A 26,281-nucleotide genomic window follows, 5' to 3' on the forward strand; every position below is an offset into this window, starting at 1 on the left:
CAGTATACTGAATTAATCATTCTCCAGAATGTACATTGTCATGCTCATCACATACTTTTTTAGCACAATTACCAGCATTATGGTCTTCATCCATACCATATTTTCCATTCGCATAATTGTAACCGAGACCTTCCGGATTTGTACCTCCGGTTATTGCCTTATAATGTATGCAAGCTGCATGTTGGACAGGTTTCGTATAATTCCTAACACTTAAACCTAAATTATACACAAATGTGTGATTATCAGACACATCAGCCTCATCCAACCCGGGATGAGAAAGTTCAAAGTCACCAATCGATTTTAATGTTTGATCCTCATTAACAGTTAAAGGTATGTTTTTAAATACACATTCTATTTGCTCCACGGCATACGATGTTGAATAATGCTTCCAACTTCCCTTTTTCCTTTTTCCATCAACAAAAATATGGAATTGTATACAAGCCTCATTTGTCCCCTGAGTATCAGTTAACACTACATTTCTAAGTAACGAACATGATGTAATTACCATCTTTGTATAGTCTGCTTTTTTATAACTATATTCTTTATATCCAATAACATCGGTTACTTCTCTTGCATTCCCAGTCATTACATAAGAAATTCTTGGAGACATAGAACGTTCTTTCCCTATAGAATAAACAGAAGTCTCATCTACTACATTTTTCACATCTCCTAAGTAAAACACACCATCTTTATTTGTAATACACTGATAAGTCTTTGATTTAATAACCGGCTTAACAAGACTGTCTGTATCCAAATAAATATATTCAGCATACTTATTTAATAATTGATCGAATTTATCAAAATCCTCATCGTTATATGCTTCTTCTACCTCATTAACGAATTTATTCACATAGGATCGATAAGAAACAAATCCCATTGTCTTTTCCCAATTATTTAACTCCTGATCTGTTAACTTAATAAGCGAGTCAGTTACAGCAAAATAATCTTTTGTACTTCTAAAACAAAGCGAACCATCTCCTTGAACATAGCAAGGGACATCTACTGATGATTTAGTCTGTGGAGCATCACCACTATTATCAACTTCTTCTAAAACGCTATTTTCTCCACAAGAAAATAATGCACATGAAAACAAACATGTACCAATAAACATAATTAACTTATTCATAAAATGTAATTTATATAATTAATAATACAATAATAATTCTATTCTATAGAAAAATTTCCCCATAGTTTATACTCATCACTAAGAACAATAATGATATAGGTTCCTTTTTTCAAATCCAACTCCAAAGGAATGGTTCTACTATATCCTTCAATAGAAGAGTCAAAAACTATATTTCCTGCAACATCTTCTATTACTATATCCAATGTCTTTAACTCGTCTGAAATTCCCAACTCTAATACCTGCCCATCAATATAGGCTTCGATCGGAGGCATTAAAGAACGACGTCTATCATTTAAATAGATCTTCTCCCTTTTTGCAAAACCTGCAATTGTTACGCAGAGCAACATCGCAACTAACAAACATCTTTTCATTTCTTTTGTGTTTTATAATCTATGGCAAAAGTAGAGAGATAAAACTAGGACACAAGACCTTTAAGCGGCAAACACATGTACAGGCCACTTTACCGCGACAAGCGTATAACGAATTGATTATCAATAAACAAAGACCCTCTGTACATACAACAATATATGTACAGAGGGTCTTTCACCTATCTTAAAGAGATCTCTAAAGCGCAGCAATCAACTCTTCCAATGTTGTTTGTGTATTTTCAAATTTCCCCTTTTTACGGATCCGATAACGCCTGCGATCGACCGAAGTAGATTGTATATCCAGAAAGATTGCCAATTGCTGGTTGTCCAACCCTAACTTCAACAAACAACAAAAATGCCTTTCCTCCTCTGTCAACCCAGGGAGTTGCTGTTCCAATCCATCCATGAAAAACGGATAAGTTATTTTTAATGATCCGTACAACGACAACCAGTCCTCATTCGTCAACGGATTCTTTTTAGCCTCCTCTACCGAACAAGCATTCTGCATGATCTTTTTATATGTTTCCGTATTTTCCAATATACCCTCTCGAATGCTCAAGACTTGTTTGCTTAAGCCTTGTACCTTCAACTCTTTTTCTTGCATTTTTTTAACAATTCCCTCTTGTTCCTTTTTCAATTTTTCATTTGCCTTATCTAATCTTTTCTTATAAATATAAAAACCAATAAGAATAAATATCAACAACAAAATTCCCCCAATAATATTTCGAGAATACTTTAATTCCAAAATAGTATTCCGATTCAATACCTCTGCATATTCATATCGCTTTTCCACCTTCAACAAGTCCATTTGCGATTGCAATTCAGCTACAGAATCAGCAATATGGTTAAAACGCTCATAATAATCTAAAGCCAAACTATAATTACCCAATTCTTTTTCCAACATATACGATTGATACAATATACCACCGGTCAAAGGACGCTTGGCTGTTTTATGCAAAACTACCATTTCAATATATGTACGCGCTTTATCATATTGACCTTCCCCCGTATACAAACCAGCCAATGCCAAATAAGTCGGTGCACTACCCGCCTCATCATAAGCAATCGATTGAAATAAAAATTTTTCTGCCAATGCATAGTTTTTCATTTCTTCATAATTAATTCCCAACCGGTTCGTCAAAGAACTCAATAACAACGAATCATTCAAAGGCAAAGCCAATCGATAGGCTTTCTGATGATATTCCAAAGCCTCGTCATATTCTTCTTTCAATAGATGTATCCATCCTATATCCCGAATCGAATAAATATAATTCACACTATCATTCCCTTTCAGGTAATATTCTCCACTCGAGAGATGGCAAAGTTTCGCTTCTTCGTAATTGTCATCAAAATCATGCAACTGAGCCATCTTATTATACAATTTCCCCACCAGCCGATAGTTTTTTGCTTTTTTCGCCAACTCTACCGCGCTCAGATAGGATTTCATCGCCCATTCATAATCGGTCTCCCCCTCGTAAGCCATCCCCAGATACAGTAAGCTATTCATCTTTTCTTCCAGAGAGCCGTGTTTTTCGTAATAATCATTTGCTCGCTCCATTTGCGGCACGAACGGCATGTCTTCACACAACTGTTCGGATAAACCGGCAGAAACCATGCAGAAATGAGCAAATACCTTATCACTCAACACCTCCGGATTGGTAATACTTTCCAACAAGGCAAAAGCACTATCCGGCTGTTCAGCCCGAATCAATTCTTCCGCTTCTTGTATCTTTAAATTAATTTCATTGTTACTTTTACAGGAAAAGAACAAACAGAAAAGGATAAATAGTAATATGGCGTTTTTCATATCAATACTTGTGTGTTATTCGAACTGCAATATCCGAATTAAATATTTAATGCACAAATTAACAGCAAGTATATTCAAAATAAAAACACCAATCAGAATTTCCCTATTATCAAAAAGACATCCTTTTTACCTAACCAATATCAGAATAATGCATTTTGCACAAATTTCATATCCGCCATTTTTCACAAAACGGACAAAATAGAATGGAAATAAATACACTATTTAACATATAATCAGCCAATATCAATTCCAACTATTCACTTAAAACAAATTTCAACTCCGTTTAAAGCAAAATTTTTTTCGTTTTAAATGAAGTTGAACTCCGTTTAAAACGAGTTTTTTATTGATTGCAGTCGAAAAAAGCGCTTTTAGAGCATTCTTTTTCATGCACAAAGACATGTTAAAAAACAGTTTTTCTTTCTAGAAAGAGCAATAATACATACAAAATCCAAACAGCAAATTCACACAGATAACACCATTCATTCTACCAATCCCTACATATGCGTTATAAATAAAATCATAAAGATACCCACATCAAGTAAATATAAAAATAATGATATTCACTTATAACGAATAAAACGAGTAAAAATTCATCTTCCCTATAAAGCCCTCATACAACTCACTGACAAGAGGCCTTATTTTACATTTTGATAATTCTTCTATCCCCATTTACCCCCTTGTTGACAAGTCTTGACGCCAGCTCCATTAAGGGTAAACATTTAGACATACTATCAAAAAGTCAATTCAAGCCAGCGGGACAGAAATACATCATATACCTGGTACCATAAATCACGAACATCTTCCTCCCGGTAAATCATTTCCTTTTCCAGCAAAGCATCGAGTGCTCGTTTGGAATTAGCAGGTGTTCCTATCTTATATTTCTGTATGAATGTCTTAGACTGAGGCTGATACACTTTTCTTTCTTTGGCGATCGCAATCAAAAGTTGCCATTGCACAGGACTTAACAACTGACGGTATTGAACATAAGTGGCTTGCTGAGATAATAAAAGATTACTGCAAACCTGCTTGACATCTTCCAAACGGATATTTTTTAACGGTAAAGCATACGTGTTATTACAAATAACCTGTGTGTAATAAGTATGTAGCCTCGTCCATTCGAGAATGAAACCGATCGCTTCGTCATCTATTTTTTTCCCACCCTCTTCAAACTTATTTTTTATAAAAGTATAATATGCATCCTGCGAAATAGGATTCAAATACATCATTTGTGTACTTGAAAAAAACGGGCGCTTGGCACTATTAAATATTTCTGCCATCATATGTTTGTTACTTCCACTAAAAATAAATCGTGTCTTCTGCAGGTTCTGTATCCGTGAACGAAGTAATGCTTCTGTATTTACCTCCGGATAATTAGCAACTTGCTGAAACTCGTCAATTGCGACTACTGCCTGCTGAGCTTCGTTTTCCAAGAACTGAAATATACCGGTAAGTGTCTTTTCTGTAGTTTTCATCTCAGTAAACCCAAAACTAACTTCTGGTGCCCCAGTCAAAGGGTCATACGAAATGACCGGATGAAATCCCTTCAACAAATCAAGAAAACGCTTTCCGAAACTTTTGTGTTCCGGAATTTGTTGCAAAATGGCTTGTGACAGATTTTCCGTAAATTCTTTCAAATTCTGTGTAGGATATATGTCTACATATATACAATGACAAGTGTTATCAACTCTCAAATCCTCAAACAAACGATGTATTAACGACGATTTTCCCAATCTTCGCAGAGAGATAAGCGTCGTATTTATATTATTTTCGACCTGTTTTTTTAAAGTCATTAATTCATATTCCCGATCACAGAAAAATGATTTACCGATATAACCTGTTATTGGAAAAGGATTTACACTACTAAAAGCCATATTGCATAAGTTTTATGAATTACAAATATACACTTTTTTATCATACATTTTGTATGATACATTTTGTATGATACTTTTTATTAACAAGCACAAACCTTGCCGCCCTATCGACAGTCGGTATAGTTTTGGATTTTGATAATTTTCTTATCAAATCTGACACAAGTACGGGTTTACTATTTGAGCATCGACAAAAATCATATACATTTGTCCTAATCCATGTGAAACTAAACTTTGTCAATATGAAACTTAAGTCCGGTATTTCAATTCTTTTGTCATTTCTTTTTGTTTTGACAGCAAATGCAACTCTTACTCCTGTCAGGCTCACCTGTGAATATCTGGTCGATCCCTCCGTTACAGATGCCCGGCATCCCCGGTTGTCGTGGATCAATACAGCCGCTCCCGGCGAACGAGGACAACAGCAGACCGCCTATCAGATACGGGTTGCTTCATCGGCCGATAAACTGAAAAAAGAACAGGCCGACCTTTGGGACAGTGGTAAGAAAAAAAGCAGCCAGTCCTTTCTGGTTCGTTACGAAGGAAAGCCGCTACAATCGAGACAGGAATGCTGGTGGCAAGTCCGTGTTTGGGATGCCAACGGAAAAATATCGGACTGGAGTGAACCTGCCCGCTGGAATATGGGATTGCTGAATGCCGATGAATGGAAAGCACAATGGATCGGTGTCCCCTGGCAAGGCGAAGAAGCCACGGCAAAATCAGCAGACAAAACACTTCCCCCTGCCCCACTCTTCCGAAAAGATTTTACCGTTTCCAAAGAAATAGCTTCAGCAAAAATCTATATCAGCGGATTGGGTTATTTTGAATTATATCTGAACGGAGAAAAAGTCGGCAACGACGTTCTGGTCCCCAACCAGACCAATTATGGGAAACGGGACGACCTGGATGTAACCCGTGTGACCCTCGACGATAATTTCAGAGGCTATAATGTCCTCTATCTCTGCTACGACCTGAAAGAAGCGTTGAAACAAGGTAAAAATGCACTCGGCTGCCTGTTAGGTAACGGCTTCTATAATGCGGCACTAAGCTGGACGATGCCCTACGGATCGCCACGCCTGATCGCGCAGTTACATATCGGCTACACCGACGGCAGCGAGGAGGTCATCACATCGGACACTTCCTGGAAAGTATCGCGTAGCGCCATTGTCTTAGATGGAATTTACCAGGGAGAACATTATGACGCCCGGTTGGAACAGCCGGATTGGTGTTCGCCGGACAAACCGGCTAACGGATGGGAGTCTGCCGTCGTACGGAAAGCGCCGGAAGGTGAACTACAGGCACAGATGTCTCATTCCGACAAGGTAATGGAAGTCTTGAAACCGAAAAAGATCACACGACTGGAAAACGGAAATTATAAAGTCGATTTCGGAGAAGAAATATCCGGCTGGGTACATCTGCACAATATGCAGGGAGAGGCAGGCAGAAAGGTAGAGATACGTTATATCTGTGAATCACCCAACGGATCAAACTCTTACACAATGAAAGGCGGCGGACCGGAATCGTATGCCGCCCGCTTCACCTGGTTTGTTTTCCGGGAAGCGGAGATCATCAACTGGCCGGGTGAACTCCGGGAGGATAACCTGACAGCAGAAGCCGTATATACGGAAATTGAAACGACCGGACATTTCGAATGCTCGAACCCTCTTTTCAACCAGATCAATAAGATATGGAGACGAAGCCTGACAGACAACTCACACGGCAGTATTATCAGCGACTGTCCCCATCGGGAACGTTCTGCCTATACCGGCGACGGACAGGTGGCTTGCGTCACTGTCATGCACAACTATGATGCCGCAGCTTTATATACCAAATGGATCAAAGACATATTGCTTGCCCAGAATAAAGCGACCGGTTATGTTCCGAACGGTGCACCCTGGCAGCCCGGCTGCGGAGGCGGCGTGGCATGGGGAGCAGCTATGAACATTATGCCGTGGGAGTTTTATCTGCATTATGCAGATAAAGATTTGCTGGCTGCCAATTACACCGGAATGAAAGAACAGCTCCGGTACATGCAAACCTGGGTAGATTCCGACGGCATCATGCTTTCGCAGATAAAAAGCAACGGAAACGTCAGCGAATGGCACAACCTGGGAGAATGGTGCCCGGCAGACGGATTCCCTCCGAAAGACCTAGTTCATACATTCTATCTCTGGCGTTGTGCCGATCTTACGGCAAAAGCGGCATCAGCACTGGGAGAGAAAAAGGATGCAAGCCTTTTCTCCGCTCTGGCAGAGAAAACACGGCAGGCTTTCCACAAACGTTTCTATAATCCGGTGACTAAAACATATGGTCCTTCGGGCAGCAATATCTTCGCTCTGGTAATGGGAGTTCCGGATGAAGTAAAGAAAGATGTACAGGAAACGGTACGGGAAGAAGTGCGCGCCCATAACGGACACTTATACACAGGTATTTTCGGTACTCAGTTCTTTTTTGAGACATTGGCAGACAACGGAATGAACGAACTGGCCTATGAAGCAATGAATAAAAAGGATATGCCTGGTTACGGATGGTGGATTTCACAGGGAGCCACAACGACCTGGGAAGAATGGAACGGCAACAACTCGCGCAACCACCCGATGTTCGGTGGCGGCTTTACCTGGTTTTACAGGAAGATGGCAGGACTGAATAGCGACCAACAGGAACCCGGCTATAAACACATCATCATAAAACCTTATCCTCCTAAAGCGATCAACTATGCTTCCTACTCTACCCGTACCCCTTTCGGACAGGCGGCTGTGAATTGGGAAAAACAAAATAATACGTTCAAAATGGACGTTGAAATACCTGTTGGAAGCCGTGCCACAGTCTATCTGCCGGTTATTTCCGGAAAGACGGTAAAAGAATGCCGCTCCGGCATCAAACAGGCAAAAGGCGTTAAGTACAACGGGATACAGGATGGTTATGCGGTTATGGAGGTGTCTTCCGGAAAATATTGTTTTGAGACTGATTAAGAAGCAATCCCTGTGCTATCAGCAGATCGAACGGGGTCGTTATTTTGATATTCTCACGGTTGCCGGTTACCAACCGGACCGGTATTCCGGCAGCCTCAACAACCGAAGCGTCATCCGTGAAAAGAGATGTGAACGGTTGTTCGTATGCTTCCAGCAAAATATCACTGCGAAAAACCTGCGGTGTCTGTACAGCTACATAACGGCTACGGTCTACCGGATGCGAACCGTTTTCATCGGTTTCACGCAACGAGTCGATCATCGGCATAACCGGAATAGCAGCTCCGCTTTTTTCTGCCTCATCAAAACAGGCACAGATTACTTCGGGAGAGACAAACGGACGTACACCGTCATGTACCGCGATCAAGACTTTTTCATTTCGTCCGGATGCATTTCCAATTTCTTCCGAAAGGAATTGTAATCCGTTCCGAACGGAATGAAACCGGGTCTCACCGCCATTCGCTATCCGGTGAGGCGCCTTACACCCGATCTCCCGGCAAAGCATATTCCAGTAAGGCTGGTGATCTTCGGGAAGGACCAGCAGCAATTCTGCCGCATTATCCCAGCGATGGAAGGCTTCCAACGTATGCATCAGGATCGGTTTACCTTCCAGCGGAATGAACTGCTTAGGCAAATCGCCTCCCATCCGGAGACCTTTCCCTCCGGCCACGATCAATACATATTTGCGCATTACTCCAGTTCCTCCAATACCTTTTTGACTTCTTCGTCTACCTTATACAGTTTCTCCTTGCATAACTTAATCAGCCGGGTAGCCTCTTTCACCTTCTCTGAAAGGACATCCACATCCAGCTCACCGTTCTCTATATCGGCCACAATTTTACGGAGTTTCTCTACCGCTTCATTGTATGTTTCTTCTTTCTTTGTCATATTTCGGAATAATTTATTTTTTAACGATACTCTTCACATCCCCATCCGCAAACCGGGTCACCAGTTCATCGCCGGGATTCAGATCGGTTGCATGTTTGATGATTTTGCCGTCTTTCAGGGACAAACTATAACCACGCTTCAATACATAATCGGGAGATGCCATTTTAATGAACTGCTCCGTCAACTGGATAAACCGCGTGCCTTCCGCCAGGCGCGAAGCAGCACGGTTCTGCAACTGCATTTGCAGGCTTTCAAGCGTTGAACGCCGGCGGAGCAACATAGCCGAAGCAGAAGCCGGTAGTTTATTGCCTGCCATTTGCAGGAAAGAACGGTTACGCTCGATCCTGTTCGTGACAATCACCGGTAAACGTGCCCCCAGCAATTGCAGGAAGTTTTTTTGTTTCAATAAGATCGTGCTTGCCAGTTCGCTCACCTCCTGCTGAAGGTCTTCCAGTTCTTCCGCCGCTGCATCCATACGGCCGATCAGAAATTCGGCTACGGCTGTCGGCGTTTTCATCCGCGTATGTGCCACCATATCCAGAATGGTATCATCGCGCTCATGGCCGATACCCGTTATCACCGGCAACGGGAACTGGGCACAATTTGCCGCCAGCAGATAGGAGTCGAAACTATTCAGATCGGAAGTTGAACCACCGCCGCGGATAATGACCACCACGTCGAAACAATCGATATGATGGTAAATACGGTCCAGCGCCGCGATGACAGACTCTTCCGTTCTCTCCCCTTGCATCAGGGCAGGAAATAATTTCGGATAAAATGGATAACCCGCTTTATTATTTGCCAGCTGATTCAGGAAATCCTCATACCCGGCAGCCGTCGGGGAAGTAATAACAGCAATACGTTTAGGCAGGACGGGGAGCGGTAATTCTTTATTCAATGTAAATACGCCCTCTTCTTTCAACTGGCGGATAATCTCCATCCGCTTTCTCAGCATATCTCCCAATGTATAAGCAGGATCGATATCCAGCACCGTCAGGCTGTATCCGTACAGTTCATGAAATTCGACCGATACTTTCACCAGCACCTTCAGTCCGGAAGCAAACATCTGCCCCGTCTCCATCTCAAAGTAAGGCTTCAGCATCCGGAACGTTTTAGCCCATATCGAGCCGCGTGCCCTGGCAACCAATTGCCCGGTTATAGGATTTTTTTCAATAAACTCCAGATAGCAATGCCCGGAAGAAGCATTCGTCCGCACATCACTCATCTCCGCACGAACCCAGCAAGTGCCGGGGAAAGCCTCACTGACCGCACCGCGCACCAGGTTATTCAATTCCAGCAAAGACAGTTCCCTGCGTTCTTCGCCCATATATTCCGGATTAATGTTCAGTCCTGGCATACTGCATTCCTTTCTTATAGGCTTTATATATATTCGGGATGCCATACCCCAGTTCGGCATCGGGCTGTTTGAACTGGCTGGAAACCTGCTGTAATAAAGCAATGACCTCCTTATTGCTCAACTCCGGCAACGCCTGCCACAGACAGACGCCCAATCCCGCCAATATAGGAGTTGCAAAAGATGTTCCGCTGGCATAGCGTACATTTCCTTGTGGATCGATCACACAACTGCCCGACCCTAATGCCACCACATCCGGTTTCACCCGGTAATCGGCAGTAAATCCTACCGAACTGAAAATACTTTTCTTTTTATCTTCCGTAATAGACCCAACCGTCAGAATATCCGATGCATCGGAAGGGAAAGTAATTTTCCCCCAACTGCCGTTTCCTTCATTTCCGGCACTGCAAAACATCAGGATCCCCTTTTGCGCTGCGATATGTGCCGCCTGGCTGATCAAAGAACTCTTTCCGTCCAAAGCGGACTGATCGTAAGATAATTCATCTGCATCAAAAGCGAAATAACCTAATGAAGAAGAGATCACATCGACTCCTACACTATCGGCATATTCAACAGCCGCCGCCCAATAGTCTTCTTCTATCGGATATTCGGAATCGCTGTCTTCGCTTTTTATAAGCAAATAAGACGCTTTGGGAGCGGTCCCGACCATGATCCCGGGCATATTGGCAGCCATACAAGACAGAACCTTCGTCCCATGATCGTCTGCTTCATACACACTGCGGCCCGGATAAATCACATTATGCGTCCCGATCAATTGCAGGGAATCGAAAACGCAGATACGGTCTACATTCTGGAAGCCGGCATCTATCACTGCCACACGCATCCCTTCCCCACGGAAGCCGGCATCATGCAGTTTGATTCCATTCAACATTTTGATCTGCCTTTCAGCATATCCGTATTTCTCTTTCAAAGGAGCATCAGAAGGAGAAAGACGGATCTCCTGATCATCTTCCTGGGCCGGAGTCACATCATGCCCTTTCCATACCCATTTTACTGAATCGACCATCGTCAGATTTTTCAGACGCTCGGCAACTGTGCTGTCTTTACTGGTCACGACTACGGTAGAAAGCCATTTACTCTGCACCACCGGTTCAGCGCCGGTAGCGACCAATGTATCCAGATAAGCATGCGCAATGGGAAGATCGGAAGCGGTGACCGGCGTTCCCGCCTTTTTACGCCGCTGAATGGATTCTTTCGACAGGAAAGCCTCCGGTTCTTCCACTGTAAAGCCGGAATCGCCTTTATCTTTCAAATAGACACGAAAACAGTAACTTTCTCCGGCAGTAAGCCACGAAGAAAAACAGCATAACAAAACAAACAGTCCTATATATTTTTTCATGGGATCATATAACTCAACTCTACAAAAGTAGTAATTGCCTTGGATATAAAAAAGCCCGGCAACTCATCAAGAGGCCGGGCCATTATTTTTTAAACTAATTTATTCGTTTACGTTACAGATAGGAATTTCACGCTTAACACTTTGACGTAAAGAAATCAAAGTCTCTGTAGCAGTAACCCCCGGTATCTCCTGAATCTTTGTATTCAGCAATTCCATCAGATGTTCATTATCACGGGCATATAACTTGATCAGCATTGTATAAGGACCTGTTGTAAAATGACACTCAACCACTTCGGGTATCTTCTCAAACTCAGGCACTACGTCTTTATACATAGAACCCCGTTCCAGTTTCACACCGATATATGTACAAGTATTATATCCCAGAATCTTAGGATTAATATGATAACCCGACCCAACGATCACATTCATATCAATCATGCGCTGTACCCGTTGATGGATGGCTGCACGCGACACACCACACTCTTCAGCTACATCCTTGAAAGGAATCCTGGCATTCTTTGAAATAATGTTCAATATCTGCCGGTCCAGTTTGTCTATTTTCTCCATTTCTACTATCGCTTTATTATACGCTCTTTTTATTTATATATCAAAAGTATATAATTATTTTCAACAATCTATCATTCTGAAAGAAAAAAGTAGCAAATAAATAATAAAAGCGGGCAAATAATGCTTTTTAGCATAATTTACCCGCCTCTTTATCTACAAAATGAGATATTACTTTTTCTGATCGTCTTTAACGATATCCAGTAACTCGATTTCGAATTTCAGAAGACTGTTCGGTTTGATGCTGCTTCCACGAGGAGGCTGAGGACCATAACCCAGTTCAGAAGGAACCCAAACTATATATTTAGATCCGACCGGCATAATCTGCAGGATTTCAGTCCATCCCGGGATTACACGATCAACTCTGAATTCAGCAGGTTCGCCACGGCTAACAGAGCTATCGAATTCAGATCCGTCCAACAGAGTTCCTGTATAATGTACTTTCACATTATCTTCTTTTGCCGGTTTTGCACCAGTACCTTCTTTTTCTACTTTATATTGCAAGCCGCTTTCAGTTGTGATAACGCCGTCTTTCGTTTTGTTTTCAGCCAGGAACTTTTCACCTTCTTCCTTAGCCTGCTGAGACTCTCTAGCCTGAGCTTCTACGAAATAAGTGTTCAGATAAGTCTGAGCCTGTTCCGGAGTCATCTTTGTAGAATCGCCTTTAATAGCCTGAACAAAACCTGCGATCAGTGCATCGATATTGGCTTCGCCACCAGGTAATGTTTTCAAATTTTCTTTATAACCGGCACCGGTAGAAACACCGATAGCATAACTTGCGCTATCTACTGCCGATTTCAAATTTGCACTAGGCTTAGAATCACAAGAAGTGGCAGCAATGCCTAAAGCTACAATCGCTGTAGCAGCTAAAACATTAATCTTTTTCATTTTTCTCTATAAATTATTTTACTATATCTAACAATTCAACATCAAAAACCAATGCACTGTTCGGTTCGATAGCTTCACCCGCTCCATGTTCGCCATAAGCCAGGTCTGACGGGATAAATAGTCTCCATTTAGATCCTACCGGCATTAACTGCAATGCTTCCACCCATCCCGGGATAACCTGCGATACTCCGAATACAGCCGGTTCGCCACGCTGTACCGAACTATCAAACACTGTTCCGTTGATTAATGTTCCGTGATAATGACATTTCACCTTGTCAGAAGCAGTCGGTTTAGGACCTTCACCTTTCTGAAGTACCTGATATTGCAATCCGCTGGGCAGGGTAACTACACCTGCTTTTCCTTTATTGATATTCAGGAATTCCTCTCCGGCTTTCTTATTTATTTCAAATTTTTCTTTTTGCAGCTTCATGAAGTAATCGTTGATCACCTGCTTAGCTTCGTCATAACTGATTTCCGGGGTCTGACCACCTAAAATATCTTTCAATCCTTTCACAAAGTCTTCAATCTGAAGATCATTAATGCCCGAGTTCTGGAAATTATTTCCGATACTTAAGCCAAGTGCGTAACTTACTTTATCCATTCTTTTTCGTTTTCAACTAATTACAAGCTACAAAAGTAATGCTTTTAACTACACAAACGTCATCAGAAGGCACTTTTTTATTACTTTTGCATCTGTTATGGGAGAACAACAAACGGAATCTTCACTATTTTCAACGCTCTTCGGTCAATTCAAAGAGCCGTTCATTCTGTTTGCCAATTCATACGTAAGGGATATGGCCGCCGCGGAGGATATTTACATGGAGGCAATCATCCAATACTGGGAAAAAAGAAAAGAACTGCCAGCCGACACCAATATTCCCGGGTACATATTAACAACTGTAAAAAACAAGTCACTCAACCACTTACGCCACCAGACCATCCGTACAGATGTGGAAGACCAATTATATGACCACCGGCAACGGGAACTGAATTTTCGTATCTCGTCCCTGGAGTCGTGCGACCCGTCAGACCTCTTCACGGTCGAAGTCAAAGAGATCATCCGAAAAACATTAAACGAACTGCCGGAACAAACCCGCGCGATTTTCTTTAAAAGCCGGTATGAAAGCAAAACAAACCGGGAAATTGCAGCCGAACTGGAAGTCAGTATCAAAACAGTAGAATTCCATATTTCGAAAGCACTGAAACTATTCCGTAGCCGGCTGAAAGATTATCTACCGGCATTGCTGATATTGACCGGAATAAGCGACTTATAACTATTTTTTTAATCTACTCTCCGACAGTATAAAAAGAACCTCGCTTTTTAAACATTATCTCCTCCTCATCGTTTATATATAAAGTAAAACGATAAGATTATGAGACGTATACAGAAATGGGGAATAGCGCTAGCTGCCATTACAGCGGGCACTCAGTTAAATACCACAGAAGCCTGCACCAGAGTTGTTTATCAGGGAAAAGACAATACAGTTCTGACCGCCCGGTCGATGGACTGGAAAGAAGATACCCGCAGCAACCTGTGGATATTTCCGCGAGGTATGAAGCGTAATGGAGAAATAGGAAAGAATCCGCTTGAATGGACTTCCAAATATGGAAGTGTAGTTGCTTCCGCCTACGATATTTGCAGTACGGACGGGATGAACGAAAAGGGACTGGTCGCCAATCTGCTCTGGCTGGCAGAGTCGGAATACCCGCAGTGGGATGGTAAAAAACCGGGACTGTCCATTGCCGCCTGGGTTCAATATATACTGGATAATTTCGCCACAGTCGATGAAGCAGTTTCCTATGTTGAAAAAGGCACCTTCGAAGTTGTATCGGACATGATGCCTGACGGAACCCGCATGGCAACATTACATCTTTCCATCTCGGATGCCGACGGTGACAATGCGATCTTTGAATATATCGGCGGAGAATTGAAAATCCACCACGACAAATCATACCAGGTAATGACCAACTCCCCGGTTTTCGACCAGCAACTGGCCTTGAATGATTACTGGAAAAATATCGGGGGAACAACATTCCTACCAGGAACCAACCGTGCTGCCGACCGTTTTGTCAGAGCCTCTTTCTATATTAATGCTATTCCGAAAGTGGCAGATACCCGTACGGCCGTTGCCAGTGTATTCAGCGTAATCCGTAACACGTCAGTACCATTAGGTATCACAACACCTAACGAACCGAATATCTCATCGACAAGATGGAGAACCGTTTCCGACCAAAAGAATAAAGTTTATTTCTTTGAATCGACCATCCAGCCTAATGTATTCTGGGTAAATTTACAAGATGTGGATTTTTCAGAAAAAGCACCGGTGAAGATGCTTGACCTGGTTAGCGGTAAAACCTATGCCGGCAACACGGCAGAGCAATTTGTTGAAGCTAAACCGTTCAAATTCCTGGGAGTCGATTAAGACTCCCTTTTTTCAGGCTATATCTTCACTAAGTTTCACGCGCAGGTCATTCTGATAAGTATGCATAAACTTTTCCAGATCAAAGAAAAGGCGGGAAACGACTTTCAGAAAAGGATTCTTCATCCGGATAATTTCCGTCGATGTAAAATGAGTTCCTCCCGTACTGGTTACTTTCAGTTCGCCTTTCCAGTACCCGGTGAATCCGTTTCCTTTCACAATTTCAAATTCATATAAGGAATGAGGTACTTTACGGGCTGTCCTGAACCGGATAACAGAGCCGTTCTTCGCTATTTCATCCCAGACTTCTATACCGTCTTTCTCTTCCACAATAACGATCTCTTCCAGATCACTGCGATAACCGTAATCAGCATTATTGATGAGTGCATTATACACCTTCTCGGGGGAAGCATTATAAAAACATTCACTGGTTGCAGTTCTTTCATCCGGCAAAAGAAGGCCGGCAATAAAAACTAAAAGAATAATTCCTGCTATAACAATAAATATATAAGTAAAGATAGATATCATTTATAATCGATTTTATAAATAACTGAGTTACTGACTGTTTACAAAAGTAACCAATAAAACTCACATAACAGGAATATTCATAGTAAAAACAATCCTTCCTTTTCCCGGCAAACAAAGCCATCACTTATCTGTTTTATATACAGGGAATAAAAAACAAAAGATCAAATGAAAGAAGTTATTTTAAACAACGGAACAAAAATCCCTTCCATCGGAGTCGGTGTATTCAGGGTTGAAGATGCAAACATTGCATATGAAACAGTAAAAACAGCTTTATCTGTCGGATACAGACATGTAGACACAGCCATGATTTATGGGAATGAAGAAGCTGTCGGCAAGGCAATCCGGGACTCAGGTATCCCACGGGAAGAGATATTCCTGACTACTAAGTTATGGAATGACGACCAGCGGTCGGGAAAAGTAGAAGAAGCGATCGAAGCCAGCCTGAAAAGATTGGGCATGGATTATGTAAATCTCTATCTTGTGCACTGGCCGGTAAAAGAGACTTACGTCAGTGTCTGGAAAAAGATGGAAGCAGTGTATAAAAGCGGAAAAGCAAAAGCAATCGGAGTCAGCAATTATCAGACACATCATTTAGCCGATTTGCTCGAAGAAGCAGAAATCATACCAGCAGTCAACCAGATAGAATGTTACCCCTACCTTTCCCAGGCGGCAACTATCCAATATTGCCTGGAAAGGAATATCCGTCCGGAAGCATGGGGACCATTGGGAGCCGGCAAATCAGACATTCTGACAAACCCTGTCATTACCGAGATTGCTAAAAAGCGCGGCCTGACTCCTGCACAGGTCGTTTTAGGCTGGAATCTGGAACGTGGAGTGATAGTCATCCCCAAATCCATCCATAAAGAGAGATTGACAGAGAATCTGAAATGTACGGATTTCGAACTGACAGACGAAGATATGACCCGGATAAGTGCTCTTAATAAGAATCTGAGACTGGGTGCAGACCCGGACCATTTCAATTTTTAGCAAACCTCTATAAACAATTAAAGCCTGTCTCACGACAAGCCCTAATCAAACTTTGTTAACCTTAAATCTAATACTATTATGAAAAAACCACAGTACAAAGATACACCTGTAGCAAGCGTTTGTCAAGCTTTTTACAGACAATATATGTTAAGCCTCCAAGCATCTTTCGCCAAAAAGTGTTAGCTAAGATAAAACTATATACAATACTGGCAAAAACTGCTAAAATTAACAATTAAAGAGCGCTTTTTTACTCCGGGAAAACGTATTCGCCGGTTTACAGAACCAACTCCGAAAACAACTTTTCAAACGTAACCTCCAGGTCAGTCGAAAAGCCGGGATGCGGACGCGAAGTCTGAATGGAAGAACTGCGCACTGCCGTCAGCCAACGGAAACGCTCGGGAATATCCATAGAGGCTATCGGGCCACCGTCGGCGGTGCCGGAGCAGATGCGGTCGAATACTTTCAGGCTGGCATAGAGCGAATCCATATCCAGTTCGGAAGAGAACAGACAGAGCTTCTTTTCATCCACCTGATAACGCGCCTTTATAAACCGGGCCCGTTTAGAGAACATGATAAGACCCACATTAATAAACTCCTCCCGTTCCACCCGGGGAACAAAACGGATAACGGCGTATTCATATAAGTGCTTTCCTTGCATGCTGCGCTTCTTTTATAAATGTTTCGGAATGGGCAATCCTTTCTGTCAGGAATTCAATATAAACGTCTCTTATTTCCTGCGGCGTACCGGGACTTTCGTTCCACTGCAACCAGTCGTCCGGAACCAGAGAAACAATTTCACGGATTTTATCCGGAGTAAGAATACGTTTAAATTCGGCATCCGTTTCCTCCAACTTACCGGCTTCCGGCAACAGGGCATGGTCTTTAATCTGGATAAACGGGCTTAAAGCATGTTTGCGCCAGTTCGACCATGAATAATGGAAATAGAGTGACGCGCCATGGTCAATCAGCCATAATTCCTTATGCCACATCAGCATATTGGTATTGCGGGTCGTACGGTCCACATTCGTCAGGAGGGCATCCAGCCAGACTATTTGGGAAGCGAGTTTTTCTCCGACCTTATTGATTACCGGGTCAAATGTCAGGGCACCCGACAGGAAATGCAATCCCAGATTCAACCCACGGCTTGCCTGCAATAAATCCTGTATCTCCTCATCCCCTTCGGTACGCCCAAAAGCCTCATCGAGATTAAGAAAGACCAGTTCAGGCACACGGAAACCCAATGCCCGCGCTATTTCACCGCCAATCAATTCGGCTATCAGGGCCTTGGTCCCATGACCGGCTCCCCGGAACTTTACGACATATTTATATTCATCGTCGGCTTCTGCCAAAGCCGGCAACGAACCTCCCTCCCGGAGAGGCATAATATATCTGACTACATTCGCTGTTCGCAATTCCATAATAAATGCTTTTGACAAAGATAAAGATACTTCCTGTTTACACAAAAGAAACTATCTACATCTCTAAAACAAAATAACCGAACCGTTGTTTTTATTCAAAGGACGTTATCATATCATGTCAGAAGTTTATAGATATTTCCCGGCAACGCCTTAATCCGTCCGTTCATTTCCAGTTCAAATAGTAGGGAAGAGAGTTCGCGGACAGGCTGATTCAGTTCCGTTGCCAGTTGGTCGATATGTATTTCTCCCTTTTCGCGAAGAAGTTTTATGACTGTTCCTGCACGGTCGTCTTCTTCGAAAAACAATTCAGCCTGGACAGGGGCAGGCGAAGGCGTTTTATTCACGTCCCAACAAAGTGCCGACACCAAATCGGAAGCCGATGTTATCAAACCCGCCTTATTCTGCCGGATTAATGCGTTGCATCCTTTGGAATAATAATCGTTTACCCGTCCGGGGAATGCATAGACATCATGCCCATAGGAAAAAGCAAGGTCAGCCGTAATAAGCGAGCCTCCTTTTTCTGCCGATTCCATTACAATCGTTACTTCCGCCAATCCGGCAACAATCCGGTTACGCCGGACAAAGTTCGGCTTATCCGGTTCCGTTCCACTGGGGAAATCGGACAACAATCCGCCATGAGACAACATTTCAACAGCTACGGAGCGATGTGAGGAAGGATAGATGCGGTCCAGACCATGAGCCAGCACAGCTACAGTCGGCAGTCCATACTTCAGGGCACTCCGGTGGGCACAGATATCGACGCCATAAGCCAGTCCGCTCACGACCAGCAAATCCGGATAAGAGACCGACAAGGCATGTATCAACTCTTCCGTCATCGTCCTGCCATATTCTGTTATGTGGCGCGTCCCGACAATACTGACAATATGTGTACTATTCAAGTCGGTCTTCCCTTTAAAATAGAGTAGTACAGGAGCGTCGGAGCACTCTTTCAAACGTTTGGGGTAACTCTCATCTGTCAGGAAATAACAGCTTATCTGGTTCTTTTCAATAAAAGTCAACTCTTTCTCGGCTTGCAGAAGCACTTCCGGGCTTTTGACGGCAGCAGCGGTAAGGCTGCCGAAACCCGGAATCTTCTCCAATGTCTGTCTCTTTTCCGCAAAGACAGCCTCTGCGTCGCCGAAGGTTTGCAGAAGCTGACGGGCCAGGACATCTCCCACCCCGTTTATCATAGTTAAGCCAATCTGGTAAATCCGTTTATCTGTCATGATACTGTCATAGTTTGTCTTGTATCCTTTTCAACATTTCGTCAAAATATTCGCCGCGGGTCAGCTTGCCGTCCTGTACGACAACCGATTCGACTTTCCCCTTAGTTGCCAGCGCACCGTCGGAGGCTCTGTAGATATCCTGTTCAAAGACCAGCTTTACGCCTTTCTTATATACATTCAGGCAGGAGATATAGCTGTCGCCGCTCTTCAAAGAGGTCTTGTAGTCAATCTCCACATGAGAGACAAACCCGTCCACTCCCTTATCATGCATGGCACCGAAATTCTCTCCCAGCGACTCGAGGAACTCATGACGGGTATGTTCCATATAATGCTGATAGTTGGAGTTATTCACTACGCCCTGCAAGTCGCATTCGTAGTCACGCACTTTGTCTGTCAGTTTAAAAATATACTCTTTCATTATTTCAGTTCTTTATCGTTCGTTGATACCATTTTATAAAGACGGTCCGAAGGACGTACTTTATCGGAGACTTTAAAGGAGAAGCGTTCGCCCTTGACAGTCTCTTCCACCGGTTTGAGGTCGACACGTATTTCATCGATGGTCTGCATCACCGCGCCGGTTGTCGGGCCGGTAATCAGAATCTCGTCGCCCACCTTCAGCGAACCCGATTCCATTTCAAACTCCGCCACACCGATACCGCTGAAATATTTGATTCCTTTCGCCACATAGACTTTCTTTTTAGTCGAACCGGAACCATATTTGCTGCTCCATTCACCCAGGCGCTGCCCCAGATAATAACCATCCCAGAAACCACGGTTAAAGACACTTTTCAGACGTTCGTCCCAAACAGCGATTTTCTCTTCATCATAACTTCCGCTGCAATAAGCCTTCACCGCCTCCTTGTAACACTCCGTTACGATACGCACATATTCGGGTCCGCGGGCACGTCCTTCAATCTTAAATACCCGGACGCCTGCATCCATCATCTTGTTCATGAAATGAATCGTCTTCAGGTCTTTGGGCGACATGATATACTGGTTCTCTATATCCAGTTCGATATTGCTGTCCTTATCCTTCACCGTATAGCCGCGGCGGCAAATCTGCATGCAGGCCCCGCGGTTGGCAGAGGCATTCATCTCGTGCAAACTCAGGTAACATTTGCCGGAGACAGCCATACACAAAGCGCCATGTGCAAACATCTCGATACGAATCAGTTCGCCTCCCGGACCGGTAATCTGCTGTTCAACGATTTGCTGATAGATTTCAGAAACCTGCTTCAGGTTCAACTCACGGGCCAGCACCACCACATCGGCAAACTGGGCATAGAACTTCAGCGCCTCCACATTCGAAATATTCAACTGGGTAGAAAGATGCACCTCCTGTCCGATACGGTTCGCATAACTCATTGCAGCCACATCCGCCGCAATGATCGCAGAGACTTCCGCCGCCTTCGCCGCATCGATAATCTCGCGCATCAGAGCCAGGTCTTCCCCGTAAATAACTGTATTGACCGTCAGATAACTTTTAATCCCGTGTTCCTTACAGATAGAAACAATCTTACGCAAATCGTCTGTCGTGAAATTATTGGAAGAACGCGAACGCATGTTCAGTCCCTCAATGCCGAAGTAGATAGAGTCGGCACCTCCCTGAATAGCCGCCATCAACGATTCATACGAACCTACCGGCGCCATTATTTCAAAATCTTTTTCGTTCAAAGCTGTTTGGTTTTAAATTAGAAACCACAAAGATACGGGTTTCTTCCTAATATTACATGAATAAAATCGGTTAACTTTTAGCCTCTTACCGGCATGCAGTCTTTAAAACACCCAATCATTGCTACTGTTTCATCCTAATGAAACAAGTGTTTCTACATAATGGAACAGTTGTTTCATTATGTAGAAACAGATTCCCTTAAGGATGTACCAGACCGATGCTTACGCGGCTCTTCCAGGCAGCAACCTTATCTATAAATACGTTTCATCCGATACCTTTTAAGCCTTTCAACGTAAATGATAAATAGTAACGAGCGGATTCGAATCTTCCGTTACCTGTTGCAGGACAGGGTGTTTCCTGAGGTCGGGATATTTCTCTTTGAGATATTCGATTTCCACTGCCGTATTGAATTGTATCATCAGTTTTTTAGCCGGAAAGGAGAAGAAAGGCCAGATGGGAAGTCCCCCGTCCGTTTCATTGCGGATACCGATGCCGGTCAAAGCCCTGTTGTATCCGAACAATTCGTCTGCGTCGATAAGAGAAGCCTCACGACACAAGGCTCCGGTTTCTTTATTCAGGCTGTACAAAAAGAATTTAGACTGGTCGGAACCTTTAAAGCATTTGACAAAATAAGACCGGGGAGTCTCAAAGATATTGAAAATACTGAATTTACCATCCACGGCGGCATTTCCTGTTTTAGAGGAGCGTATTTCTTCCTCATCGGCAGCAGAATAACCATGCCTGATAAGAAATGCCGGTGAAATTGCTTTTGCATTCACATTCCAGACGGTATCTATCCCATCCGAATAGCAAAACCAGCCGTCCATGCTGCCATTATATATCCATCCTTTCAAACTGACTTCTTCCAGCGGCATTAAACCCACATTTCCAATCGTCCGCCGAAATGCAATCGTATCGTCCGTAGCCCAGTTGAAAATTCCAAGGCTGAACATTCCCGGAATATTCATAGGGACATACATCCGGCCTAGTTCGGCCATCGTATTTGCTCCGACAGAAAGCTGATAAGAATTAGGACGCAGACTCGTTATCTTTTTAATAAATTCGCCGTCAAAAGAGTAAAATGAGGTGGAAAAATACTCGTTAACACAAAAAAGACGGTTTTCTTCATCGATGGTGAGTGATATAATCTGTGCGACTTCTCCCGGACCATTCCCTGTCTTTGCGATAGGACGGACAAACTTTCCTTTCCGGTCAAACTGCAAAACGCTTTCCTGCCGGGTAGAATAAATAAAGATATACTCGTCGGAAACACATGCATCCAATACGTTTGCAATCAGAGATTCATCGGTCAACTCCAGAGGAATATACTCAATCGATTCTATTTCGTCCGCTATTCCAACCTTATCGGATGAAAACGTTTTTGCCGTCAAATCAATCTCCGGTAATTCGCCGGCCGACTGCTTCGACCCGCATCCGGTTAAAACCATCATGGCTGCTATGAGCCCTAATAACATCTTTTTCATACGCTTTTTTCAGACAAAAGTAGAAGAAACAGTCTCCTTCACGGTTTCACATCAGTTCACATCTGCTTAAAAATCACGAATAAAGGAGTCACACAGTTCCGGCGTTCCCTTTTCACCCGTCATTTTCTGGTAAAGACGGACGCGGCGCATCGAAATAGCCTGATTGGTACAACAGAGCAACATAGCCATTGTAGAAGGGGGAACATCCATTTTAATCAGGCAGCACATGCGCCATTCCTGTTCACTCAGTTTCGGTATTTTCTTTTTCAGCCGTTCGCGAAACTCCGGGTAGGTCCGATTGAAGGCTTGCAACAACTCTTCCCAGTCCTTAGTACCCGCCCTCCATTCTTCTTTCCGGTGAAAACGCTGATAAACTTCCGAAGAGAGGAAATCTGTTTCCGACAGGGAGACGGCCGCCTTTTTCTTCCGGTAACGGGAATAACCCAAGAGACTTGTACCGCAAAGGATAAACAGGGCGCTCCAGAGATACAGCCTCCCTGTTTGAGTATTTTCAGCATTCGACAGACGTCTCTCCCACTCTTTCTGCTCCGAAGTCCAAAGAAGTTGAGTTATTTGATTGTCTTCCTGCTGCCGTCGCAAAACGGACAGGTTATGGAGATAATTCTTTTGATAAAAATCAGCTTGCAGACTGTCTCCGCGACATTGGGCAATCCGGGACAAAGCGGCATATAAATGCGGATGGGAAGAGGGTACCTGGCTTAAATTCGTTTCAGCTTCTTCCAATTTACCCATGTTTATTTGTAAATCAGCCAGAGCCAGAAAGAGTTCCGCTTTTTCTTCCCGGGGGATTGTTTGTTCCAATTCTGTTTTCAGTAAAGCCTCCGACTCCTTATACTTTCCTCCCTGCTGCAATACTTTCGCCTGTTTTATCCGGCAATCGCCCATTTGATAATAATAGAAGGCACTGTCCGGCATTCGGGACAACATATAAATATCCCCCATCTCCCGATAAAGCACCGTTCGAAGAGAATCACCGCCTGCACTTCCGAGATAAGACAATGCTTTTTTCTCGCTTTGCAGGGCCTTTTGCTTCAAAGATTGATTCCGGTAAATTTTTCCCATTTCCAAATAGCCATGAGAAAGAGCAAGGCTGTCTTTATCCTTTTCGGCCAGCCTGATAGCCTGTTGATAAGTATCCAATGCAGGAATATACTGTAACCTTTCCCCATAGAAAGCAGCCTGCCGGAAAAGTTCCCCGACAGTTACAGCCTCTTTTCGCTCAGCTGAAGAACAGGCAACGAAAAGGTAAATGAAAATGATTATCCCTACTTTGTATATCATCTATTCCAGTTCCTCTTGGTTTAGAGGTTTGGTTTTAAATCAGAAAGATACAAAGATATGGGATTCTTACTATAAACAAATATCAAAACTTACAAACTTTCACTCTGCCGTTCTATAAGATTTATTGGAATGTACAGAAACAAACAGAGGACACCTCTTAAAGGCATCCTCCGATATAAAAAATAAACAAATCATTTAATGCCGTCAGGAACCTTATTTTTAATCGTACAAGAAAGCCCTTTCCCTTCCAGAACCTGCTTCACTGCTTCAAGATAACTTAATGGGACATCTTTGTTGGCCGGCAAAACAGTGAGTTCCTCAACCTTCTCTTTTCCCTTACTTATTCTTTCAGCAGTAGCTTTTACATTCTCCATCTTTTTAGACAGCGTAGCTTCATAAACACCGGATTCGAAAGATGCCGTGCGATAAGATATTAATACGGGATAAGCAGTACTGTCATCTTCTGAAATTTCAGCATAAAGAGCGGGCGAAGGTATAGTCGAGCCATCTTCCAGTTTCATATAGGTATGAATTTCCACGACTTTACCCTTTATATCCACTAAATCACTCTTGCGAGGTTTAATCTGTTTAAAGTTCTTTTTCAACTCTTCATACGCTTTAAGACTCACTTGCTTTCCATCAACCGTATAATAAGCTACATCCTGCTTCTTTTCCTGCCCCTTTCCCGGAAAATTCTTATTATTTCTGGCATCCTCAAACAGCAGGAAGGGGGCTTTATCAGCACCTACAACTTTTTGCCGCTTATCAAATGCCTCCTTTACCAAATGTAAAACGGCCTCAGTAGCTTCCTCCGGAGTATTTATGTCAATAAGGAAATAGAAGGAAACAGGCTTTTTACTTTTTTCAAATAAATCCTGCAACTTGCCCAAGAATTGTTCCTTTTCTTTATAGTTTGCAAAATCATTATTCAACAGCACATCACCTTTAGCATTGATAAATAGATCCTTCGGCTCAGTATTCTTTTTCATGAAAGCTATAATCTCATCAGGTTCAAACGCAGTTTGCAGTTCTACCTTTTTCATATAACTATCCAATTCCGTCTTAAAGAAACTCTTCATATCCTGTTGTTCTTCCGGCGGAGTTTCCTTATCTTTGCTCTGTACAAGCGTTTCCAACTGCCGGTTTATTTCCGGACGGGCAAAAGCGTTCAGGACGATAAGTCCTACGGGGACCAGGAGCAATAGCTTCAACTGAGCCCAATTGTTTGATTTACCTTTTAACATCATAGTAATACGTTTTTTAATTTTACTGTGATTGAAGCTGTTGGCAAGAGTGTAGAGGCTGGAGCCGACAGCTTTTTTCACGAGTAACAGTTGATATTTTGTTGCATCGACGCCTTGGGTAAGTACTCCTTTATCGGCCTGGTATTCATGAATATCCTTTAACTCCCGTTTCAACAGCCAGATAGCCGGGTTGAACCAGTGAAGCCAAAGAATGCACTCCATAAAAAGCAGGTCAATGGAATGATGAGATTTCAAATGCATCATTTCATGCGTCAGAATCTCGTCAGGATATTTCTCATAATCTTCTTCCGAAATAATAATATAACGTCCCCAACTGAAAGGGGACACACAGGAAGGAACTATTATTAATGTATAGCGCCCCTGTTGCAATTTGCGGCCACTCCGAATCAAAACAAACATTTTTCTGAATGAGAGCAAAGTTGTCAACAGGCAAAAAATAAATCCTGCCCAATAAAGAAGAGCAATGATTTGTCCCCAATCAATCATTTTGGCCGGCGTAACCACAGGAGTCCTATCGACCTCGGGGGTATTATCCGAAAGATAAGTTACAACTGTTTCTTCACCGGCTATCATCTTTTCCAAATGAATGATCGGCTGTTGTATCAATAAAGGTTCGGAAGTCTGTATCTTTATGGCTGGCAGCAACATACAGGTAGCGATTCCTACCAACAACACCCACCGGTTGAAACGGAAGAACGTATCGTTACTAAGCAACGCCTTGAAGCCTAAATAAAATAATATCAGGCAAATAGTGGATTTCAGTATGTACAGAAGTAAAGCTCCCATAAGC

The 26,281-nt window shown here is 43.0% G+C and carries 24 protein-coding genes; 4 read left to right on the plus strand and 20 right to left on the minus strand.

What is annotated here, in order from left to right; translation table 11 throughout:
- Positions 1–16: 16 nt before the first annotated feature.
- From HMPREF1535_RS06320 to HMPREF1535_RS06335, 4 genes are all read right to left on the minus strand, one after another.
- Entirely contained in the window at positions 17–1,126 is a 1,110-nt protein-coding gene (locus HMPREF1535_RS06320; RefSeq protein WP_128133108.1) for a DUF4848 domain-containing protein, read from the minus strand.
- A 38-nt stretch (positions 1,127–1,164) separates the two neighbouring features.
- Positions 1,165–1,497: a DUF3244 domain-containing protein gene (locus tag HMPREF1535_RS06325; protein WP_082150349.1), complete on the minus strand. Its 333-nt coding sequence runs from the start codon at positions 1,495–1,497 to the stop codon at positions 1,165–1,167.
- Between the two features lie 193 nt (positions 1,498–1,690).
- Positions 1,691–3,301 carry a tetratricopeptide repeat protein gene (locus tag HMPREF1535_RS06330; RefSeq protein ID WP_046145619.1) on the minus strand — a complete coding sequence of 537 codons (1,611 nt, stop codon included), beginning with the start codon at positions 3,299–3,301 and terminating at the stop codon, positions 1,691–1,693.
- Between the two features lie 731 nt (positions 3,302–4,032).
- Complete coding sequence (locus tag HMPREF1535_RS06335) at positions 4,033–5,172, minus strand: AAA family ATPase (RefSeq protein WP_046145620.1); 1,140 nt, start codon at positions 5,170–5,172, stop codon at positions 4,033–4,035.
- Between the two features lie 239 nt (positions 5,173–5,411).
- On the opposite strand from HMPREF1535_RS06335, the gene HMPREF1535_RS06340 reads away from it, so the two are divergent.
- Positions 5,412–8,138, plus strand: coding sequence for a family 78 glycoside hydrolase catalytic domain (locus HMPREF1535_RS06340; RefSeq protein WP_046145621.1), 2,727 nt, complete (start codon positions 5,412–5,414; stop codon positions 8,136–8,138).
- On the opposite strand, the gene HMPREF1535_RS06345 is transcribed toward HMPREF1535_RS06340, so the two are convergent.
- The 7 genes from HMPREF1535_RS06345 to bamJ (HMPREF1535_RS06375) all read right to left on the minus strand — a co-directional run bounded on the left by HMPREF1535_RS06345 (position 8,095) and on the right by bamJ (HMPREF1535_RS06375) (position 13,790).
- A complete protein-coding gene (locus HMPREF1535_RS06345; protein WP_046145622.1) occupies positions 8,095–8,826 on the minus strand; it encodes a 2-C-methyl-D-erythritol 4-phosphate cytidylyltransferase in 732 nt (243 codons plus the stop codon). The genes HMPREF1535_RS06340 and HMPREF1535_RS06345 overlap by 44 nt on opposite strands.
- Positions 8,826–9,023 carry an exodeoxyribonuclease VII small subunit gene (xseB, locus tag HMPREF1535_RS06350; protein ID WP_046145623.1) on the minus strand — a complete coding sequence of 66 codons (198 nt, stop codon included), beginning with the start codon at positions 9,021–9,023 and terminating at the stop codon, positions 8,826–8,828. The genes HMPREF1535_RS06345 and xseB overlap by 1 nt, the downstream gene beginning before the upstream one ends.
- Before the next feature lie 13 nt (positions 9,024–9,036).
- Positions 9,037–10,380, minus strand: coding sequence for an exodeoxyribonuclease VII large subunit (gene xseA, locus HMPREF1535_RS06355; RefSeq protein ID WP_046145624.1), 1,344 nt, complete (start codon positions 10,378–10,380; stop codon positions 9,037–9,039).
- On the minus strand, positions 10,361–11,737 hold the full coding sequence (locus HMPREF1535_RS06360) for a S8 family peptidase (protein WP_007655767.1): 1,377 nt from the start codon (positions 11,735–11,737) through the stop codon (positions 10,361–10,363). Before HMPREF1535_RS06360 ends, xseA begins: the two co-directional genes overlap by 20 nt.
- A 99-nt stretch (positions 11,738–11,836) precedes the next feature.
- Positions 11,837–12,304 (minus strand): Lrp/AsnC family transcriptional regulator, encoded by a 468-nt coding sequence (locus HMPREF1535_RS06365; protein WP_007655775.1) that lies wholly within the window; start codon positions 12,302–12,304, stop codon positions 11,837–11,839.
- A 168-nt stretch (positions 12,305–12,472) separates the two neighbouring features.
- Positions 12,473–13,189 (minus strand): BamJ family beta-barrel-assembly machinery protein, encoded by a 717-nt coding sequence (gene bamJ, locus HMPREF1535_RS06370; protein ID WP_007655776.1) that lies wholly within the window; start codon positions 13,187–13,189, stop codon positions 12,473–12,475.
- Between the two features lie 13 nt (positions 13,190–13,202).
- Complete coding sequence (gene bamJ, locus HMPREF1535_RS06375; protein ID WP_007655777.1) at positions 13,203–13,790, minus strand: BamJ family beta-barrel-assembly machinery protein; 588 nt, start codon at positions 13,788–13,790, stop codon at positions 13,203–13,205.
- 97 nt (positions 13,791–13,887) lie between these two features.
- On the opposite strand from bamJ (HMPREF1535_RS06375), the gene HMPREF1535_RS06380 reads away from it, so the two are divergent.
- Positions 13,888–14,463, plus strand: coding sequence for an RNA polymerase sigma-70 factor (locus tag HMPREF1535_RS06380; protein ID WP_082207504.1), 576 nt, complete (start codon positions 13,888–13,890; stop codon positions 14,461–14,463).
- Between the two features lie 99 nt (positions 14,464–14,562).
- Positions 14,563–15,612: a linear amide C-N hydrolase gene (locus HMPREF1535_RS06385; protein WP_010801473.1), complete on the plus strand. Its 1,050-nt coding sequence runs from the start codon at positions 14,563–14,565 to the stop codon at positions 15,610–15,612.
- Positions 15,613–15,624: 12 nt separating this feature from the next.
- On the opposite strand, the gene HMPREF1535_RS06390 is transcribed toward HMPREF1535_RS06385, so the two are convergent.
- Complete coding sequence (locus HMPREF1535_RS06390; protein WP_010801472.1) at positions 15,625–16,137, minus strand: hypothetical protein; 513 nt, start codon at positions 16,135–16,137, stop codon at positions 15,625–15,627.
- Positions 16,138–16,302: 165 nt separating this feature from the next.
- Between HMPREF1535_RS06390 and HMPREF1535_RS06395 the strand changes: the two genes are divergently transcribed.
- A complete protein-coding gene (locus tag HMPREF1535_RS06395; RefSeq protein WP_010801471.1) occupies positions 16,303–17,124 on the plus strand; it encodes an aldo/keto reductase in 822 nt (273 codons plus the stop codon).
- Between the two features lie 274 nt (positions 17,125–17,398).
- On the opposite strand, the gene HMPREF1535_RS06400 is transcribed toward HMPREF1535_RS06395, so the two are convergent.
- The 8 genes from HMPREF1535_RS06400 to HMPREF1535_RS06435 form a co-directional block, all read right to left on the minus strand.
- Complete coding sequence (locus HMPREF1535_RS06400; RefSeq protein WP_046145625.1) at positions 17,399–17,782, minus strand: DUF3037 domain-containing protein; 384 nt, start codon at positions 17,780–17,782, stop codon at positions 17,399–17,401.
- Positions 17,760–18,542 (minus strand): HipA family kinase, encoded by a 783-nt coding sequence (locus tag HMPREF1535_RS06405; RefSeq protein WP_010801469.1) that lies wholly within the window; start codon positions 18,540–18,542, stop codon positions 17,760–17,762. Before HMPREF1535_RS06405 ends, HMPREF1535_RS06400 begins: the two co-directional genes overlap by 23 nt.
- A gap of 113 nt (positions 18,543–18,655) precedes the next feature.
- Complete coding sequence (dprA, locus tag HMPREF1535_RS06410; RefSeq protein ID WP_046145626.1) at positions 18,656–19,768, minus strand: DNA-processing protein DprA; 1,113 nt, start codon at positions 19,766–19,768, stop codon at positions 18,656–18,658.
- Positions 19,769–19,775: 7 nt separating this feature from the next.
- Positions 19,776–20,186, minus strand: coding sequence for an acyl-CoA thioesterase (locus HMPREF1535_RS06415; protein ID WP_007655786.1), 411 nt, complete (start codon positions 20,184–20,186; stop codon positions 19,776–19,778).
- Complete coding sequence (locus tag HMPREF1535_RS06420; RefSeq protein ID WP_044215189.1) at positions 20,186–21,442, minus strand: peptidase U32 family protein; 1,257 nt, start codon at positions 21,440–21,442, stop codon at positions 20,186–20,188. The genes HMPREF1535_RS06415 and HMPREF1535_RS06420 overlap by 1 nt, the downstream gene beginning before the upstream one ends.
- Before the next feature lie 285 nt (positions 21,443–21,727).
- Positions 21,728–22,924, minus strand: coding sequence for a 6-bladed beta-propeller (locus HMPREF1535_RS06425; RefSeq protein WP_046145627.1), 1,197 nt, complete (start codon positions 22,922–22,924; stop codon positions 21,728–21,730).
- Between the two features lie 66 nt (positions 22,925–22,990).
- Entirely contained in the window at positions 22,991–24,226 is a 1,236-nt protein-coding gene (locus HMPREF1535_RS06430) for a tetratricopeptide repeat protein (RefSeq protein ID WP_046145628.1), read from the minus strand.
- A 191-nt stretch (positions 24,227–24,417) separates the two neighbouring features.
- A complete protein-coding gene (locus tag HMPREF1535_RS06435; RefSeq protein WP_046145629.1) occupies positions 24,418–26,277 on the minus strand; it encodes a M56 family metallopeptidase in 1,860 nt (619 codons plus the stop codon).
- Positions 26,278–26,281: the final 4 nt, after the last annotated feature.

Source organism: Parabacteroides goldsteinii DSM 19448 = WAL 12034 (assembly GCF_000969835.1).
GTDB classification, from domain to species: Bacteria; Bacteroidota; Bacteroidia; order Bacteroidales; family Tannerellaceae; genus Parabacteroides; species Parabacteroides goldsteinii.